This window comes from Gemmatimonadota bacterium (genome assembly GCA_016714015.1).
Classification (GTDB): Bacteria; Gemmatimonadota; Gemmatimonadetes; order Gemmatimonadales; family Gemmatimonadaceae; genus Pseudogemmatithrix.
This window is the reverse complement of the sequence record JADJNZ010000004.1, coordinates 51,388-69,804: the sequence shown is the minus strand read 5'-3', so window position 1 is coordinate 69,804 and position 18,417 is coordinate 51,388. Positions and strand designations below refer to the sequence as shown.

The window sequence follows — 18,417 nt, the reverse complement described above, 5'->3', positions numbered from 1 at the left end:
CGACCCATGCGCCTGACCCCTCGGGTTCTCGCCCTCCCGCTCCTCCTCGGAGCGAGCCTGCTCGCCTCCTGCGACGCGCCGACCAAGCTGCCCACCAAGGGCCGCATCGTCCCGCGCTTCGCGCTCGTGACCGACACCAAGAGCACGGCGAAGCTCGTCGCGCTCGACGGCATGCGCGCGACGCTCACCCTCTCGGGGTCGTCGTCGATCGTCACGACCGAGAATCTCACGCCGCCGACGACGCCGACCGGCAACTGGACCGGCACGCTCGACGCGATCGACCCCGGCTCGTACACGCTCACGCTCGAAGGCACCGTCGGCGGCGCGATCCAGCATTACGCGCGCTCCACCAGCGCGATCACCGTGACCGCCGGCGGCACCACGCCGGTCGTGATCCAGGTGGCCCCGGTCGTCCCGACCGTCCCGACCTTCACGCTCTCCGACACCACCGACTTCTCGCGAACCGTCACGCTCGGGACGAGCTTCGCGCTCGCGACCGGCTGGCAGTTCGAGGTCGCCGACAACGCCGGGTTCACCAGGGCGTGATCACGTTCACGTCCGCGGCCGGCGGTACGACGGTCCCGGTCACGATCACCGACACGGGCACGTGGTTCCTGCGCGCCCGCCCGACGCTCCCGGTCACCAACGCCCCTGGTCGCGTGGAGCACTCGCACAACTTCACCGTCCCGGCCTCGCCGGCGGCAGCGGCGTCGGCGACGCCCGAGCGGCGCGTCGTCACGGCTCGTCGTGCCCGACACGATCTTCGGCCGGAACATCACGCCCGGGCTCCGCGACGGGTGGTATGTCTGTCGACGCGCGCGGCCGGTGACACGATCGTCGTCGAGACGCGCGCGGCGCGCCTCACGCCTGCGTCGCCGCTCAACACGATCGTCTCGCTCTTCCGGAACGACGGCACGACGCAGGTGGGCGCCGACCAACGACAACATCTCCGGCCCGAACACCGACTCGCGCGACTCGAGCGTGGCGCCGGCGACCGAGAACGTACAAGGTGCGCGTGGGCCGGGGCAATAGCCGGTCGGCCACTACGATCTGATGATCGCGATCCGCCGCTTGCCGGCCGCGCCGAGCGCGCTGACCGCGGTCGCGACCTCGGCCACGTCGGCGACGCTCCGCTGGTCCGACAACGCCGACAACGAGTCGGCGTTCATCATCGAGCGCTGCGCGAGGGCCGGCTGCACCGCCTTCCCCGATCATCGACTCCAGGGCCGCGAACGTCATGAGCTTCAACGACGCCAGGGCCGCACCGCGGCGGCGACCTACCGCTACCGCGTCCGCGCGCGCAACAGCGTCGGCATCTCCGCCTTCATCGGCCCGGTGAGCGTCGTGCTCGGCGGCCCGGCCGCGCCAGAGCGGCTCAGCGCGACGACGATCTCGGGCACGCAGATCGACCTGACGTGGACCGACGCGACCGAACAACGAGACCGGCTTCGACGTCGAGCGCTGCGGCATGGCGTCTGCGGCACCGATCGCGACTTCGTCGGTCGCCAGCGTCGCGGCGGGCGTGACCCAGGCGTACCAGAACACCGGCCTCGCCGTCGACGGCACGTACACCTACCGCGTCCGCGCGACCAACAACGTCGCCCCGTCCGCCTACTCCGCGACGGCGACGGCCAACACGATCCGTCCGGCGGCGCCGAGCGCCCTCGTCGCGACCACCTCGGCGACGCAGATCGATCTCGGCTGGCATGACAACGCCGCCAACGAGACCGGCTTCAGCGTCCAGCGTGCTGCGCCACCGGGGCTGCTCGACGTTCACCGTGATCCTCGACCGGTCCCGACCGACGTGGTGACCACGTTCACCGACCCGACCACGGTCGACAGACGTTCTACACGTACCGCGTGTTCGCCGCGAACCTCGCCGGCAACTCGGCGAGCCCGTCCAATTCGGCGCTCGCGAACACCCGGAGCCCCGGCGTCCCGGCCAGCTTCGCCGCATCGGTCGTCTCGGCGACCCGCGTCGACCTCAGCTGGTCCGACACGACGGCCGCGGAGACGGGCTTCGCGATCGAGCGCTGCGTGGGCACCAATTGCGCCGTCTTCTCGGCCCTCGCGACGGTCGCGGCGGCCGCGACCGCCTACAGCGACCACACCGTCGTGGTCGACAGCTCGTACCGGTACCGCGTCCGCGCCACCGGCGTCGCCGGCAACTCGGCCGAAGCGGGCCCCGTGCTGGCGTCGCTCATCCTCCCGAACGCGCCCAGCGGCCTCGCGGCCGCGACGGTCTCCGGCACGCAGGTGAACCTGACCTGGACGGATGCGTCGGACAACGAGTCGTCGTTCCGCATCGAGCGCTGCGCGGGCGCCGGCTGCTCCACCTTCGTCGAGGTGGGGAGCGCCGCGGCCGGCACGCCGAGCTACAGTGACGTCGGCGTCACGGCGGGCAATGACTACCAGTACCGCATCCGCGCGCGCAACGCGGTGGGCAACTCGGGCGCGTCCAACACGGCCGCGGCGAGCACCCGCGCCGCGACGGCGCCGACCGCGCTGACGGCGCGACGATCGTTGCGGGCACCCAGGATCGACCTCGCGTGGACGGATCAGTCGGACAACGAGACGGACTTCCGCATCGAGCGCTGCACGGGTGTGGGCTGCTCGAACTTCACCACCCTCGCCACCGTCGCGGCCGGCGTGGTGACGTACCAGAACACCGGCGTCACCGCCGGGCTCTCGTACTCGTATCGCGTGCTCGCCATCAATGCCGTCGGTGCGTCGGCGGCATCGAACACCGCGACGGCGACCACCGCCGTCCCGTCGGCGCCCACCGGCCTCAGCGCGACGCTCTTCAGCGACTCGCGCATCGACCTCGCCTGGACGGACGCGTCGAGCGACGAGCAAGGCTTCGTGCTCGAACGCTGCGAGGGCGCCGGCTGCGTGAACTTCGCGGCGGTCGGCGCGGCCCTCGCCGCCGGCGTGATCAGCTATCAGGACACCGACGTGGCGCCGGGGCTCGACTACCGGTACCGCGTCCGGGCCTTCAACGTGGTCGGCTCCTCGGCCTTCTCGTCTGTCGTGGCGACCAGCACGCGGCCGCCGACCGCGCCGACCGGGCTGAATGCGATCACCGTGAGCGGGACGCGGATCGACCTGAACTGGACCGACGCGGCCGACAACGAGTCGGGATTCGTCATCGAGCGCTGCTCGGGCGCCGGATGCTCGACGTTCACCCAGCTCGCGACCCCGCCCGCGAACGTCACGTCGTATCAGGACCTCTCGGCCCCTCTCGACCTGAGCTACACCTACCGCATCCGCGCCGTGAACAACGCCGGACCGTCGGGCGACAGCAACGATGCGACCGCGGGCACGATCCTGCCGGTGGCGCCGAGCGCGCTCGCCGCGACCGTGGTCTCGGCCGGCCGGATCGATCTCACGTGGGCCGACAACGCGCTCGACGCGAACGGCTTCGTGGTCGAGCGGTGCCCGGCGCGGCTGCGTGACCTTCGCGGACCTCGACTCGACCTCGCTCGGGCAGACCGCCCTCTCCGACCTCACCGTGTCGGCGGGGAACAGCTACACGTATCAGGTCCGCGCTCGCAACATCTCCGGCCGTTCGGCGCCGTCGCGCAGCGCTGAGGTCACGACCGAGGTCCTCCGCCGCGCCGACGGCCTGGTCGCGACACGCAGTCGGACACGCGGATCGACCTCACCTGGACCGACAACGCCGTCGATGAGCTCGGGTTCTACGTCGAGCGCTGCGCCGGGGTGGCGCCTGCGTCGACTTCGTGGTCGTCGATTCGACCGCGACCGACATCAACGGCTACATCAACGAAGGGCTCACCGCCTCCCTGAGGTACCGGTATCGCGTCGCGCGTTCAATGCGCGCGGGCGCCTCGGCCTACACCGAGCATCGCGGCGGCCTCGACCAACCTGCCCGGCGATCCCGACCGGCCTGGCGGCCTCGGCCGCAGAGCACGACCGAGGTCGGCCTCACCTGGACGGACAACTCGACCGACGAGATCGGCTTCCTGATCGAGCACTGTGTCGGCGACGGGTGCCTCGACTTCGTCGAGGTCGCCAACGTCGCGGATGCGACGGTGGCGTTCCTCCACACCGGGGCCTCCGCCGGCGCGGTCAACCGGTACCGCATCCGCGCCTTCAACGGCGCCGGGAACTCGGGCTACTCGAACGTCGCGTCGGTGACGACGACCATCCCGGTGGCCCCGTCGGGCGTGACGGCGACCCCGAACGGGACGACGTCGGTCGACATCGCGTGGACCGACGTGTCCGACAACGAGACGCGGTTCGTGATCGAGCGGTGCACGGGCGCGGGCTGCGGCGCGTTCGCCGCGATCGACTCGGTCGCCAGCGGCACGTCGAACTACAACGACGCGACGGTCAGCGCGGGCGCCACCTACCGGTACCGCGTGTTCGCGCGCAACGCCATCGGCAGCTCGACGCCGTCGAACGAGGTCGAGGTCAGCACGCTGCTCCCCGCCGACCCGACCAACCTCGTCGCGGTCACCTTCTCCTCCACGCGCATCGACCTGACCTGGGACGACAACGCGACGAACGAGGACGGCTACGAGCTCGAGCGCTGCACCGGCGCGAGCTGCACCGACTTCGCGCGCATCGACAGTCTGGCGCCGAACACCGCGTCCTACAGCGACGCGGGGCTCACGCCCAACCTCGCCTTCCGTTATCGCGTGCGGGCCATCAACGGCGTCGGCGGCTCGGCGTACACGACGATCGTCGACGCGACGACCAACGTCCCGGCCGACCCGACCGCGCTCGTCGCGACCGCGGCCTCGACCTCGTCGATCAGCCTCGTCTGGACCGACAACGCGGACAACGAGACCTCCTACGTCATCCAGCGGTGCAACGCGGCGAGCTGCCTCGACGGCGACTTCACCGACATCGCCGCCGTCGGCGCGAACGTCGACACCTATGTCGATGCGACGCTCGCCCTGAACGACATCGCCACCTACCGCGTGCGCGCCGTGAACGACAACGGCACGTCGCGCTACACGAACACGGCCACCGCCTCGGTCACCATCCCGGCCGCGCCGACGGCGTTCGCCGCGGCCAACACCCAGGCGAACCGCATCACGATCGGGTGGTCGGACGACGCGACCAACGAGGTCTCGTACCAGCTCGAGCGGTGCACGGGGACGGGATGCGCCGACTTCGCGCTCCTCGTGACCCTGCCGGCGAACACCACCGCGCACGTCGATTCGGCGACGACCCTCGACGAGACGTACCACTACCGCGTGCGCGCGGTGAACCTGGTCGGTGAGTCGCCGTACACGGGCCCGGCGTCGGCGAACACGGTCCGTCCGAGCGCGCCGACCGGCCTCGCCGCCACGACGGTCTCCGCCACACAGGTGGACCTCGGCTGGGCTGACAACGCCTCCAACGAGTTGGGATACACGGTCGAGCGGTGCACCGGCGATGGCTGCACGGACTTCGCGCTCCTCGTCACCACGGGCAGCGACATCGCCGGCCACAGCGACCTCACCACCGTCGTCGGCCAGACCTACCGCTACCGGGTCACGGCGTTCAACCTCGCCGGCACGTCGGGCACCGACGGGCCGGTCGACGCGAGCACGCTCCTGCCGGCGAATCCGAGCGATCTCGCCGCGACCGTCACGGCGCCGAACGAGATCACGCTCGACTGGACGGACAACGCGAACAACGAGCTCACCTATCGTCTCGAGCGCTGCGCCGGCGCCGGATGCGCCGCGTTCGTGCAGATCGCGACGATCGCGCAGGACGTCACGTCCTACGCCGATGGCGGTCTCGTCAGCAACACCTTCTACCGCTACCGGCTGCGCGCCGCGAACAGCGCGGGCTTCTCGGCCTACACGGCCATCGTGAGCCCGAACACCTTCGCCCCCGCCCCGCCGACCGCGCTCGCGTCGACGACCGTGCTGGGCGACCGGATCGACCTCACGTGGACCGACGCCGCCTCCAACGAGACCGGCTTCCGCATCGAGCGCTGCACCGGCACCGGCTGCGCCGACTTCGTCGAGGTCGCGACCGTCGCGGCCAACGCGACCGGCCACGCCGACTCCACGCTCGCCTTCGGCACCACCTACCGGTACCGCGTCCGCTCCTACAACGGCGTCGCCAACTCGGCCTACTCCGACATCGTCGAGGAGAACACGAACGTCCCGCTCGACCCGAGCGGCCTGACGGCCGGCGCGCAGTCCACCACGCGGATCGACCTCGCGTGGACCGACAACGGCACCGACGAGACCGGCTACCGCGTCGAGCGGTGCGCCGGCCCGGGGTGCGCCGACTTCGCGGTCGTCGCGACGCTCGCCGCCGACGCGACCACGTTCAGCGACACGCCGATCGCCGAGGCGACCTCGTTCACCTTCCGCGTGCGCGCTTTCAATGAAGGCAGCTCCGGCTACAGCAACACCGCGACGGCGACGACGATCCTGCCCGCCGCCCCGACGGGGCCGAGCGCGACCGCCGTCGCAGGCGACCGCGTCGATCTCGAGTGGGTCGACGCGTCGGACAACGAGCAGGGCTTCCAGGTGGAGCGCTGCGCCGGCGCCGCCTGCAGTGACTTCGCCCTCGTCAGCACGACGGCGGCGGACGCCACGACCTACAGCGATCTCGGCCTCACCGGCGGGCTGGTCTACCGCTACCGCATCCGCGCGGTGAACGGCGCCGGCACCTCGGCGTACACCGGCATCGTCCAGTCCGCGACGGTCGTCCCGGGCATCCCGACCACGCTGACCGCGACCACCTTCAGCGCCGACCGGATCGACCTCTCCTGGGTCGACAACGCCGGTGACGAACTCGGCTTCGTCATCGAGCGCTGCACCGGCTCGGGCTGCGGCTCCTTCACCCCGATCGACTCGGTGGAGACACCGGACGCGACGAGCTTCCAGAACGGCGGACTCACCGCGGGCACGACCTACCGGTACCGGGTCCGCGCGTACAACGCGTCGGGCACCTCCGGTGCGTCGAACGTCGCGACGGCGGGCACCAACACGCCGGCGGCCCCGAGCGGGCTCGCCGCGGTGACCATCGCCGCGGGCCGCATCGACCTCACCTGGACCGAGAACGCCGACAACGAGGTCTCCCTCCGCGTCGAGCGCTGCGACGGCCCAGGCTGCACGACCTTCGCCGAGCTCGCCTCGCTTGGGATCGACGCCGCGTCGTACAGCGACCTCACCACGGTCGTGAACACGACCTACCGCTACCGGGTGCGCGCGGTGAACAACGCTGGCACCTCGGCCTACAGCGACATCGCGGACGTCGATACCGACGTCCCCGCGACGCCGACCACGCTGGTGGCGACGACGATCTCCGCGACGCGCATCGACCTGACCTGGGTCGACGCGGCCGACAACGAGGTGAGCTATCGCGTCGAGCGCTGCGTGGGCGCCGGCTGCTCGGAGTTCACCGAGGTCGCGACGCTCGCGGTGGACGCACAGGGCTACACCGACGAACCGCTCACGCCGAACGAGTCGTACTCGTACCGCGTGCGCGCCGTGAACGCGGCCGGCACCTCGGGCTACACCGCCGAGGTGGCCGCGACCACGAGCATCCCGCAGGACCCGACCGGTCTCGTCGCGACGACGATCTCGGCCAACCGGATCGACCTGAGCTGGACGGACAACTCGGCGAACGAACTGGCGTTCATCGTGCAGCGGTGCGCGGATCCGTCCTGCGCTTCGCCGGTGACGCTGGCGACCCTCGGAGCGGACGTCACGTCGTACAGTGACGAGACCGCGACCGTCGGGAACCTCTACGGCTACCGCGTGCTGGCGCAGAACGCGGCCGGCACGTCGTCGCCGGCGACGACCACCGGGTCGACCCTGCTCCCGGCCGACCCGGTGGCCTCGGCCATCGTGATCACCGGGGCGACGCGCATCACCATCGGCTGGACGGACGCCTCGGACAACGAGGACGCGTTCGTGATCGAGCGGTGCCGTGAGGTCGACTGCACCGACTTCGCGCCACTCACCACGGTCACCGCCGGCACCACCACGTACGAGGACACCGGCCTCGACGGCGGCGTCTCCTATTCGTACCGCATCCGCGCGGACAACGCGGCCGGCTCGTCGGCGACGTCGGCGACCCTCACCACGGTCCTCGTCACGCCGGACGCGCCGTCCAAGCTCAACGCCGTCACGCTGTCGGCGACGCAGGCGCAGCTCGACTGGCTCGACAACGCCACCAACGAGACCGGGTTCCGGATCCTCCGGTGCCGCGGTGTCGGGTGCGTGGACCTCGCGGCGATCGACAGCGTCGCCGCGAACGTCAACGTCTACCAGACCAACGACCTCGACTTCGACAACTCCTACACGTTCGCGGTGACCGCGATCAACCCGGTGGGCGAGTCGGTCGCGTCCGATCCGGCGACCACGACCACCGCGCTCGCAGAGGCGGCCACCGGCCTGGTCGCGACCGTGGCGAGCCAGAACCAGATCGACCTCGCCTGGACGGACAACTCGTCGATCGAGGCCGGCTTCCTCGTCGAGCGGTGCGTCGGCCTCGGCTGCACCGAGTTCGAGCAGATCCTCGTGACCAGTGCGGACGTGACGGCGATCGCCGACGGCGCCGTCTCGTTGAACAACGTCTATACCTACCGGGTGCGGCCGTTCAACGCCGTCGGCCCCTCGGTCTACACCAACGATGCCACCGAGACGACGCTCCAGCCGGCCACCCCGACCCTCGTCTCGGCCACGCCGATCACCGTCAACCAGATCGACCTGACGTGGACCGACAACGCCGACAACGAGACCTTCAACGTGATCGACCAGTGCGTCGGCGTCGGCTGCACCGACTTCAGCATCGTCGACGTGCTCGGACCCGACATCACGAGCTACAGCTGGACCGGCGCGACGCCGAACACGAGTCACCGGATCCGCGTCCGCACCTTCCGGTCGAACATCGGCTTCTCGGCCGGCAGCTCGACCAGCGCCGACCTGTCCACCGTCCTGAACGTGCCGACGATGACGTCGGTTCAGGTCTACGATCGCAACCGCGTGGACCTCGTCTGGACCGACAACTCCACCATCGAGACCGGCTACCAGGTGGTCGCCTGCTTCGGCGTCGCCTGCGTGCCCTCGGTGCTCCTCGGGACGTTGCCGGCGAACACCACCACCTTCACCTGGAGCGGGCTGGCGGCAGGGGCGAGCTACTCGTGGTCAGTGCGCGCGATCAGCGGCGCGACCCAGTCGGCACTCACGCCGGCCGGGGGCGTCTGGATGCCGGCGGTGATGTCGAGCGGCTCCACCGCCGTCGTGAGCGACACCGCGAGCGCGCAGCGGCACTACGTGATCAACGTGCCGGCCGCCACGCCGGAACTCCGCGTGACCATCACCGGGGGCACCGGCGACGCCGACCTGTACGTTCGCCAGGGCCTCGCGGCCACGCTCGCCGCCTTCAACTGCCGTCCGTTCATCACCGGCAACACCGAGACCTGCATCATCCCCAACCCGGCCGCCGGCGACTGGTTCGTGATGGTGCGGGGCTTCAACGCCTTCGACGGGGTGACGGTCAAGACGTCGCTCGCGACGCGCTACGGGTATCCCACGGCCTTCGCCGGCACCAACAGCTGGGCCGCGAACTACATGCTCGGCCAGCAGGTCGTCGTCTCGCAACCCATCACCCTCACTCACATCGGCTTCAACGTGGTGAGCGGCACGGGCGGGGTCCGGATCGGCATCTACACCAACAACTTCGCCAACAACCCTGGCGCGCTCGTGACGCAGGTCGCCGGGACCGTGTCGACGACCGGCAACGTCGAGTTCCCGACCTCCGCCGTCGCGCTCCCCGCCGGGACGTACTGGCTGATGTTCAACTTCGCGACGACGATCACCCGGACCGCCGACCTGGCGAGTTCCATCCCGACGATCTACACCCCCTTCGCGTACGGACCGGCGCTTCCGATCGTGGTGCCGGCGCCGTACACCAACACGACCAGCTATGCCATGAACTCCTGGATCCGCGGATATCCATAGCCTGCACCACGCATCAGCGGGATCGAACGGGCGGCGCCTTCCGGCGCCGCCCGTTCGCGTTCCGACCCTTCGGAAGGCCTACGGGTGTTCCCCCACATCGCCTAGGGCCTCCACTTATGGATTCGCGTCGCGCACCGGGCAGTATTCCGTTCGACCACTGGATCCCACCCGGCAGGAGGGCGCGATGTTCTTCCCAGACGAGCTGCTCGATTTCATCCGCTCACACCGCGACGAGCTCACCCTCAGCGTCTACATCGAGGCAGCACCCGCGGACCCGGCGGCCCGCCGGAACTGGCGCGTGCATCTCCGGCAGGGGCTCAACGACGTGCGCGGCACGCTCGCCGCCGCCCCCGCCGACGAGCAGGACGCCTTCGAGCGCTGCGCGGCGGAGGTCCTCGCCCGACTCCCCAACGGGGACGCCCCCGCCACGAGCCTCGGCTGGGCCTGCTTCGCGACCGCCGGCGGCGATGCCTTCTGCCTCCACCTGCGCGACGCGACCGAGACCAGCGTCTCCTGGGGCCCCGGGGCCCGCGTCGTGCCCTATCTCCGGGTGGCGACCGAGCCGCGCGCACTCGTCGTCCGCATCGACAAGACGCACGTGCGCATCGACCGGTGGACGGACGGCCTCTTCGAACCCCTCGAGGCCTTCGAGGCCGAGATCTCGCACGACGTCGGCACCCACATGGGCGACGCGCCGCGCCTCGGATTCCATGACGGCACCCGCGGCAGCACCCGCACGGACACCGACCAGCGGCACCGGATCGATGCGACCGAGCGCCTGTTCGTCCAGGCGAGGCAGCGCCTCCTCCAGCTCGCGCTGCCGCAGGAGCCGATCCTCATCGGCGGGACCGCCGACGCCGGCACCAAGCTGCGGGACCAGCTCCCCGACCAGCTCGAGGGGCGCGCGATGCTCGTGCCTGCGCTCACCATGACGCTCAGCGACGGGGCCGCCGCCGCGGTCGTCCTGCAGGCGCTCCACGAGTTCGATGCCGCACTCCGCGTCCGCCGCGTCACCGAGCTGCGTGAGATGGCGCACGCGCACGGCCGCGCGGCCATCGGGCTCATGCCCGCCCGTGCCGCCGCCGACCTGGGTGCCCTCGCCGAGCTGATCTTCAGCGAGCGCGCGTGGAAGCAGCATCCGGACGAGATCGAGGACCTCGTGCGTCGCGCCCTGTTCGAGGGGGCCGACGTGGCGCTCGCCCCGTCGCTCACCGGCGTCGCGTTCGACAGCGAGGCCGACGGCGTCATCGCCGGTCTTCGCTTCCCCCTCCCCACCATGCGCTGACACGGCGCGCTCCGGAGACCCCATGCTCAAGCTCCGCGACATCATGACGCGCGACGTCCTCACCATCGCACCGGACGTCAGCATCCGCGAGGCGGCGGAGATCTTCTCCAGTGAACGGCTCGGCGGCGCCCCGGTCGTTCGGCTCGGGCAGATCGTCGGGATGCTGAGCGCGAGCGACCTGCTCGACTTCATCGCGTCGCTGCCCGAGGAGCCCGGCGAGGCCCGCGGAGGCACTGACCACGGGATCCTCGAGATGCACACGGTCGAGGAAGCGATGACCCGCGCGCCGGTGCGCTCCTTGAGCCCCGACGACCCCGTCACCCTCGCCGCCGAGGTGATGAAGCGCGAACGGCTGCACCGGCTGCCGATCGTCGAACGGGGGAAGCTCGTCGGCATCGTGTCCACCGTCGACCTGGTGTCGGCGGTCGCCGACAAGCGGATCTCGCACCAGACGTTCGTCTTCCCGAAGCGGGCCGCGCTGACCTGATCCCGGCGGCCGCGGAACGGACCGGGGGCGGGCCGCGCATCGCGCGCCCCGCCCCCGTCACTTCCTCGATCGCCCGGGACTAGGGGAGGGCGATGTCGAGCAGGTTCTCCACCGGGTCGAGCAGGTCCTCATAGAAGTCGAACGCATCCTCGAACCAGTCCAGGATGTCCTCGAGCATGTCCACCTGCTGCTCGGTCAGCGGCTGGCCCTGGCCGTTGAGGATCGTCGGCGTCTCGTCACCGAACGAGTCGACCGTGATCGTCGCGAAGGTCTTGTTGTTCACCGAGACCGTGAGCGTGCCACCCGTCTCGCGCATGACCGTGCCGCTGATGCCGACGTTGCCCGACCCGCTCTCCAGCAGGCCGTTGATCATGACCGACGGCAACTGCCCACCGGTGATCGTCTGCTGCACGCGCGAGGCGAGCCCGCGCGACGGGACCGCCGCGCGCCAGTCGATCGCGATGGTCGAGTTCGCCAGCGAGATGGCCGAGGTGAGCGAGAAGGTGAGCGAGTCGCTGGCGTTCTTGGCGAAGCCGGCGACGACGATCTGCGGCGCGGTGATCGTGCCGGAGACGGTCGCGGCGTAATCGAGCACCTTCACGGGCGTCTGGACGCCGAGGTAGGCCTCGACCCGCGCGACGATCGCCTGGTTGGTGATGGAGCGCGAGAGATCGGCGTACCCGGTCTCGGTGAGCGGTAGCTGGATGTCGTCCGACGCGGTATCGACGGCATAGAGGATGAAGCGCACGCCGTTGGCGGGCGCGCCGGCGCGCTCGCTCATGATGTAGCGGTCCTCGAGCGTGTCGTACACGAACGTCTTGCCGAGCGCGACCTGCGGCAGGTCGGCGAGGACGCTCCGGTCGCGGCTGAGCATGCGCGTCCGCAGCTCCTCGCGCGCGATCACCGCGTTCGGGTCGCTCAGGAGCGAGGCCGGCACGTCGGCGATCACGCCCAGGCCGCCGATCGCGGCGCTGATCTGCGGGCCGAGTGCGCCGAGCGCCGCCGTGGCCGGGCTGCTCACGGCCGCGGTCGCGGCGCTGAGGTCGGAGCGGACGCCAGCCTCGTCGAGCGCCGCGGGGCCGGAACCCTCGCAGGCCGCGACGGCGACAGCGGTCAGGAGCAGGAAGGGACGGAAGGACGCGAGACGCATGACGGACCTCAGGTGGGGTGTCGCTGGAACCGGGCCAGCCAGCGGCCCTCGTGCACGCGCTATCGACGGATGGTACGCCGCGCGAGTCACCGCGTTCCGGGCGAACTGTCACAATGTGCGCGCGCACTGGCGATCGCTCCCGGACGTCACTCGGACCTGGTGACCTGCCGCACACGGCCGCCCGGAAGACGGCTCGGCGCCGTACATTCTCCCCCATGCGATCCCCCACCCCGACGACCCTCGCCGGCCACGGCGTGCGACTCGAGCCGCTCTCCCTCGCGCACGTGGAGGAGCTGCGCGCCGTCGCCGCCGACGGGCGCCTCTGGGAACTCTGGTTCACCACCGTGCCGACCGCGGACGAGACGCTCGGCTACATCGAGAAGGCGCTGGCGGGACAGCAGGCCGGCCACATGCTCCCGTGGGTCGTGCGCCTGGACTCCGGCGAGATGGTGGGCACCACCCGCTATCACGACATCGTCACCGAGGTCGACCGGGTGGAGATCGGCTACACGTGGTACGCCGCACGCTGGCAGCGCAGCCACGTGAACACCGCCTGCAAGTTGCTGCTCCTCGACCACGCCTTCGAGGCCCTCGACTGCGGGGTCGTCGGGCTCCGCACCGACCGCTTCAACACGCGGTCGCAGCGCGCCATCGAGGCCCTCGGGGCGAACCGCGACGGCGTGATCCGCCATCACATGCGCCGCCGGGACGGCACCGTGCGCGACACGGTGATGTACAGCATCCTGCGCACCGAGTATCCGGACATCCGCCGCCACCTGCTCTCGCGGATGGAGCGGAACGGCTAGCGTCCGTCCTGCCGCGCGCCGTTCAGTCGAGGCGCAGCGCGAACTCGCAGGCCGGAGCCCCCGTCGCCTCGCAGGCCACCTCGACGACCTCCGCCCGAGGCGTGACGAGCCGCGCGAGCAGCGTGCCGAGCGTGCCGGCGTAGAAGTGGCAGGCGGGCGTCGAGGCGCGCAGGTCGCGACACATCGGGCAGTGGCGCATGACCAGCCGCAACGGCTCCCCCGGCCGCCGCTCGAGCGTCACCGCGGCCGTCCCGGCGAAGGTCCAGGTGTGGCGCATGATCCCCGCGAGGAGCACGCGGAGCGCGAGGGGGGCCGGCAGCACGCGCATGAGCCACTGCACGGGACGCGGGATCCGGTGCGTCATCAGGTAGGCCGCCGTCCGGGCCCCCGCGCCGCGCAGCACGGCCTCGAAGAGCGCCGGGTCGAGGTCGTGCCGCAACGCGTGCACCAGCTGGTTCACCTCGGCCTCGTCCACCATCTCCGCGGGCATCGCCTCGAGCGCGCGGCCGGTCGCCCCGTGCACGAGCGTGCGCGCGCGGGAGTCGCCCACGCGCGCACGCAACGCCGCCGCCGTCTGGATGATCGCGTTGGGGCCGATGCGCCCCGCGACGGCGTGGCTCACACCGTCCTCGAGAAGCGCCCCTGCCCCGCCTGCGCGGGCAGGTACGCATCGAGCTCCATCGCCATGTTCCGGATGAAGAACCGCCCCATCGGTGTCACCGAGAGCCGGTCCTCGCCGAACTCCACGAGCCCGTCCTCCACGAACGGTGCGAAACGCTGCCGGAGGTCGTCCACGCCCGGCGGCACCGCCGCGTAGGGCAACTCCAGGTTGCACATGAGGTGCAGGATCGCCGCTTGGCGTGCCCGGTCGTCCGCACTGAGGGTGTGCCCACGCACCGTCGCGAGCCGACCGGCATCGATCCGCTCGCGCCAGGGTCCGAGCTTGGCCTCGTTCTGCGCGAAGCACCCGCCCGCATCGGAGATGGCGCTCATCCCCACGCCCACGAGGTGCGCAGCGGGCATGGTCGTGTACCCCATGAAGTTGCGATGCAGCCGCCCCTCGCGCTGGGCGACGGCGAGCGGATCGTCCGCCTTGGCGAAATGGTCGAGGCCGATCCAGGCGTAGCCCGCACTCGTGAACGCGTTCACCGCAAGCTGGAAGACCGAGGCGCGCATCGCCCCGTCGGGGAGGTCGGCCTCGTCGATCACGCGCTGGTGCGCGCGCTGCGTCGGCAGGTGCGCGTAGCCGAAACAGGCCACGCGGTCCGGGCCGAGCGCGAGGGCCTGCTCGATCGTGCGCGTGAAGGTCTCCGCCGTCTGGCGCGGCAAGCCGTAGATGAGGTCGATGTTCAATCCCTCGAATCCCGCGGTGCGCGCGGAATCGCAGACGTCGCGCACGAGGGCCGGCGACTGCAAACGGCCGATCGCCTCCTGCACCCCGCGATCGAGATCCTGCACGCCGAAGCTGATGCGCGAGAAGCCGAGCGACCGGAGGGTGCGGAGCTGCTCCGGGCTCACGAGCCGCGGATCCGCCTCCACGCTGAGCTCGACATCGTTGGTGAACCGGAAGCGGTCCACGAACAGCTGGAACGCCCGCGCGAGCTGCCGGTCGTCGAGGAGGTTGGGCGTGCCCCCGCCCCAGTGCATCTGCGCCGTGCGGTGGAAGCGTCCGAGCTGCGCGACCACGAGGTCGAGCTCGCGCTCGAGGTCGTCGAGGTATCGGTCGATCGTCTCCGGCCGGCTCGTGGTGAGCGCGTTGCAGCCGCAGTAGAAGCACTTCGCGGCGCAGTAGGGGAAGTGCGCGTACACGGCGAGCGGCGTCCCCGAGGCCCCGGCCGTGCGGAGCGCGCCGGCGTACGCCTGGTCGCCGAACTCGGCCGACCAGGCGGGGACCGTGGGATAGCTCGTGTAGCGCGGTCCGGCGGTGTCGTACTTCGCCAGCAGGGCCTCGGGGACCTGCGGGGCGTCGTCGAGCGTCAGCATGCGCGGATGCCGTCCGTGGCGGCCGCGACGGCGTCGGTCTGGTCGTTCTCGTCGGGCATCACCGCGGTGCCGCCGGCCGGCTTGGGGCGCATCGTCGAGCGCTTGGGGGCGATGAAGTCGTCGGCGGGCAGCTCGTGTCCGGCCACCGAGACCATCTGGGCCGTGCTGCAGGTGACCGCGGACTGCCCGTGGATGTGCTGGATCTCCTTCTTCGTGCGAAGGCGCACCAGCTCTTCCTTCGACGTGATCTTCGACTCGTCGAACTGCCAGTCGGCCTTGCCGGCGCCCCAGTAGTTGATGCGGCCGAGGTCGTAGCAGCGGCGCTCGAGCGCGCTCTTGAGGTAGGCCTTGAGGCAGCCGCGCAGGTACTTCCGGCGGTACGGGTCCTTGTCCCACAGATAGCCGCCGGTCGCCTTCTTGAAGTAGAAGCGCCGGTAGTTCTTGAGCACGCCGGCCAGCACCTCGTCGCGCGTCATCACGTCGGGCTGGATGATCGGCGTCACGAAGTCGTACTTGGCGTAGTCGCGCACCTCGACCTTGTCACCGAGATCCTGGAAGAGATCGGAGAAGGGCCACGGCGTGTAGCAGTTCCAGTTGACGAGGTCCGGCTTCCAGTCCTGCGCCATGTTGTACGTCTCCTCGAGCGTCTCGGGGGTCTCGTTCTCGAGCCCGACGATGAACTGCGCCTCGGTGACGATGCCGTTCTGGCGGAGGAGCTGGATGGCCTTCTTGGACTGCTCGACCTTGATCTCCTTGTTGAAGCGGTCGAGCTTGAGCTGCGCGGCCGCCTCGGTGCCGAGGGCGACGTGCACGAGCCCCGCCTTGCGGTAGAGCGGGAGCAGCTCCTCGTCGCGCAGGATGTCGGTCACGCGCGTGTTGATGCCCCTGGTGATGCCGAGGGTCCGCGCGATGAGCTCGTTGCAGAGCTCGACGAACTTCTTGCGGTTGATCGTCGGCTCCTCGTCGGCGAGGATGAAGAAGCCGACGTTGTGCTGCTTCACGAGGTACTCGATCTCGTCGACGAACTTCTTCGGGTCGCGCGTGCGGTAGGTGCGCCAGAACTTCCACTGCGAGCAGAAGCTGCAGGTGAAGGGGCAGCCGCGCGCGAAGTTGGGGATCGCCACCCGGCAGTTGAGCGGGATGTAGATGTACTTGTCCCAGTTCAGGATCGCCCAGTCGGGCGTGAGCGAGTCGAGGTCCTGGATGGGCGGGTGCGGCGTGGTCGCGACGTGCTGGCCGTCCTTGAGGAACGCGATGCCCTGGATCGATTCGCGCTCGGCGGGGAGGCGGCCCTGGCTGAGCGCCGTGACGAGGTTGACGACGACCTCCTCGCCCTCGCCGCGCACGATGTAGTCGATCTCGGGGCACTCGCCGAGCACCTGGCCGTACCTGAAGGTGCCGTGGATGCCGCCGAGGACCGTGACGGCCTTCGGGTGGATCCGCTTGGCGAGCTTGATGGTCTCCTGCGCCTTGTAGATCGCCGGCGTGATCGCCGTGCACATGATGACGTCCGGCGACTCGGCGCGGAGGATGGCCTCGAGGCCGGCGTCATCGATGTGATCGGTCATGGCGTCGATGAACCGGACGCTCGTGAAGCCGGCCTTCTTGAGGGCGCCGCTGATGTAGGCGACCCACGCTGGCGGCCAGTTGCCCGCGATCTCCGCACCGCCCGAGTGATAGTTGGGGTGCACGAGCAGGATCCGCATGGGGGAGCGTCCGAAAGCGTGAGTGTCGGGTTTTCGTGACAGTATTTCTGACGGGCTTACCTGTCACTTCCCACACCCATCCGCAGTAGGGAGAACTCCGCTAAATCATGTCGGGGATTGGACTAAGGGATTGTCTGTAGGCGCAAGGATCAGGCGCCCTTGGACTTCGTCCCGGGGCGCAGCGGCATCGTCAGAAGCGCCCCGACCGTGGTGTGTTCGGACGGGTCCAAGTGCGTGTCCACCCCGTACACCAGGCGCGCGCGGTCCATATCCATATAGGTGCCGAACAGCCGGTCCCACACCGAGAAGACGTTCCCATAGTTGGAGTCGGTGTACGGCAGCACGTAGTGGTGGTGGACCTTGTGCATGTCCGGGCTCACGATCACCCAGCTCAGCGCCCGGTCGAGGGCCGGCGGAAGCGCGATGTTGGCGTGGTTGAACTGGCTCAGGACCACGCTCAGGCTCTGGTACAGGAAGACGAGCCACATCGGCGCCCCGGCGACCACGACAGCCAGGAGCGTGAACACGAAGCGCACCACGCTCTCGCCGGGGTGATGGCGGTTGGCGGTGGTCGTATCGATGTGCGTGTCGCTGTGATGGATGAGGTGGAGCCGCCAGAGGAGCGGCGTCTTGTGCTCCACGAAGTGCGCCAGCCACGCGCCCACGAGGTCGAGCAGGAGCAGCCCCACGACCATCTGGCCCCAGAGCGGGAGCCCGGGCATCCAGCCGAGCACCCCGATCCCGCGCGCGACCGCCCACTCCGACCCCATGAGCAGCACGAAGGCGAGCAGGAAGTTCACGACGATGGTCGTCGCGGTGAAGAAGAAGTTCACCAGCGCGTGCGGCCACTTCCGGTACTGGAACGCGAAGAGCGGCGCCGCGCTCTCCCAGATCCAGAAGAAGGCGATCCCGCCCGCGAGGATCAGGGCGCGGTGGGAGCTCGGGATGGTGCTGAAGTAATCGACGACGGGCTGCATGGGGGCGCGTTGGGGGGAGAGAGCTGCCGCCAAAGATGAAGGCTGAAGGATGAAAGTTGAAAGTGGGTACCAGGCTCGG

At 70.1% G+C, this 18,417-nt stretch carries 13 protein-coding genes; 7 read left to right on the top strand and 6 right to left on the bottom strand.

Features of this window, described 5'->3' with window-relative positions:
- Positions 1-6 precede the first annotated feature (6 nt).
- The gene (locus IPJ78_07560; protein ID MBK7906405.1) at positions 7-546 is read left to right on the top strand and encodes a hypothetical protein; all 540 of its coding nucleotides are present in this window, start codon (positions 7-9) and stop codon (positions 544-546) included.
- Here the strand turns inward: IPJ78_07560 and IPJ78_07555 are convergent.
- On the bottom strand, positions 533-739 hold the full coding sequence (locus IPJ78_07555; protein MBK7906404.1) for a hypothetical protein: 207 nt from the start codon (positions 737-739) through the stop codon (positions 533-535). The genes IPJ78_07560 and IPJ78_07555 overlap by 14 nt on opposite strands.
- Before the next feature lie 314 nt (positions 740-1,053).
- On the opposite strand from IPJ78_07555, the gene IPJ78_07550 reads away from it, so the two are divergent.
- The 5 genes from IPJ78_07550 (at position 1,054) to IPJ78_07530 (ending at position 11,716) form a co-directional block, all read left to right on the top strand.
- Positions 1,054-1,710, top strand: coding sequence for a fibronectin type III domain-containing protein (locus IPJ78_07550; protein ID MBK7906403.1), 657 nt, complete (start codon positions 1,054-1,056; stop codon positions 1,708-1,710).
- A gap of 150 nt (positions 1,711-1,860) precedes the next feature.
- A complete protein-coding gene (locus IPJ78_07545; GenBank protein MBK7906402.1) occupies positions 1,861-3,591 on the top strand; it encodes a fibronectin type III domain-containing protein in 1,731 nt (576 codons plus the stop codon).
- Positions 3,592-3,740: 149 nt separating this feature from the next.
- A complete protein-coding gene (locus IPJ78_07540) occupies positions 3,741-9,944 on the top strand; it encodes a pre-peptidase C-terminal domain-containing protein (protein ID MBK7906401.1) in 6,204 nt (2,067 codons plus the stop codon).
- A 184-nt stretch (positions 9,945-10,128) separates the two neighbouring features.
- The gene (locus tag IPJ78_07535) at positions 10,129-11,229 is read left to right on the top strand and encodes a hypothetical protein (GenBank protein MBK7906400.1); all 1,101 of its coding nucleotides are present in this window, start codon (positions 10,129-10,131) and stop codon (positions 11,227-11,229) included.
- 22 nt (positions 11,230-11,251) lie between these two features.
- Positions 11,252-11,716 (top strand): CBS domain-containing protein, encoded by a 465-nt coding sequence (locus IPJ78_07530; protein ID MBK7906399.1) that lies wholly within the window; start codon positions 11,252-11,254, stop codon positions 11,714-11,716.
- A 79-nt stretch (positions 11,717-11,795) separates the two neighbouring features.
- Here the strand turns inward: IPJ78_07530 and IPJ78_07525 are convergent, their stop codons facing one another.
- Positions 11,796-12,866, bottom strand: a complete 1,071-nt coding sequence (locus tag IPJ78_07525) for a hypothetical protein (protein MBK7906398.1) — start codon at positions 12,864-12,866, stop codon at positions 11,796-11,798.
- 215 nt (positions 12,867-13,081) lie between these two features.
- Here IPJ78_07525 and IPJ78_07520 point away from each other — a divergent pair, with 215 nt between their 5' ends.
- Positions 13,082-13,672: a GNAT family N-acetyltransferase gene (locus IPJ78_07520; GenBank protein MBK7906397.1), complete on the top strand. Its 591-nt coding sequence runs from the start codon at positions 13,082-13,084 to the stop codon at positions 13,670-13,672.
- 22 nt (positions 13,673-13,694) lie between these two features.
- On the opposite strand, the gene bchJ is transcribed toward IPJ78_07520, so the two are convergent.
- From bchJ to IPJ78_07500, 4 genes are all read right to left on the bottom strand, one after another.
- Positions 13,695-14,294, bottom strand: coding sequence for a bacteriochlorophyll 4-vinyl reductase (gene bchJ, locus IPJ78_07515; GenBank protein MBK7906396.1), 600 nt, complete (start codon positions 14,292-14,294; stop codon positions 13,695-13,697).
- Positions 14,291-15,655: an oxygen-independent coproporphyrinogen III oxidase gene (gene hemN, locus IPJ78_07510; GenBank protein MBK7906395.1), complete on the bottom strand. Its 1,365-nt coding sequence runs from the start codon at positions 15,653-15,655 to the stop codon at positions 14,291-14,293. The genes bchJ and hemN overlap by 4 nt, the downstream gene beginning before the upstream one ends.
- A complete protein-coding gene (gene bchE, locus IPJ78_07505; protein MBK7906394.1) occupies positions 15,649-17,361 on the bottom strand; it encodes a magnesium-protoporphyrin IX monomethyl ester anaerobic oxidative cyclase in 1,713 nt (570 codons plus the stop codon). The genes hemN and bchE overlap by 7 nt, the downstream gene beginning before the upstream one ends.
- 149 nt (positions 17,362-17,510) lie before the next feature.
- On the bottom strand, positions 17,511-18,338 hold the full coding sequence (locus IPJ78_07500; GenBank protein MBK7906393.1) for a sterol desaturase family protein: 828 nt from the start codon (positions 18,336-18,338) through the stop codon (positions 17,511-17,513).
- Between the last annotated feature and the right edge of the window lie 79 nt (positions 18,339-18,417).